Here is a 397-nt window from a genome sequence, read left to right as displayed (position 1 = left end):
TTTCACTGTCGGCCCATCGCCACGCGTGCGACCGCTCTCGGCCGGGCGATCCGAGGCGCAGACGTCTGTGCGCGGCGCACGCGCAAAGGCACAGCGCCGCGGCCAAGGGGGCGACCTCTCGGCGTCAGGCCTGCCGGGCACGGACCCGGCGACATAGCCACTTTTCCAGTTCGGCGACGCAGAACAGGCCGAGCCCGGCCAGCTGCACCCGCGCCCACTCGCCCGGGGCCAGGCCGACCGAGCCGAACAGCGCCTGCAACGGCGGCGCGTAGGTATAGAGCAGTTGCAGCACCACGCAGGCGGCGATCGCCAGCAAGACCTGGCGGTTGCCGAACAGGCCCTCGCGGCTGAGCACCGAATCGTAGATATGCCGGCTGTTGAGCAGGTAGAACATCTC

1 protein-coding gene is annotated in these 397 nt (G+C 69.8%); it reads right to left on the bottom strand.

Annotation, left to right across the window (positions count from 1 at the left end; translation table 11 throughout):
• Positions 1-124: 124 nt before the first annotated feature.
• Positions 125-397: cation transporting ATPase C-terminal domain-containing protein (locus FLO80_RS24125; protein ID WP_149187166.1), on the bottom strand; the 273-nt coding region annotated here is incomplete at its 5' end.

It is taken from the genome of Aquicoccus porphyridii (assembly GCF_008369105.1).
Classification (GTDB): domain Bacteria; phylum Pseudomonadota; class Alphaproteobacteria; order Rhodobacterales; family Rhodobacteraceae; genus Aquicoccus; species Aquicoccus porphyridii.
The sequence above is the reverse complement of the archived record's forward strand: the minus strand, read 5'-3'. Positions and strand labels throughout refer to the sequence as shown.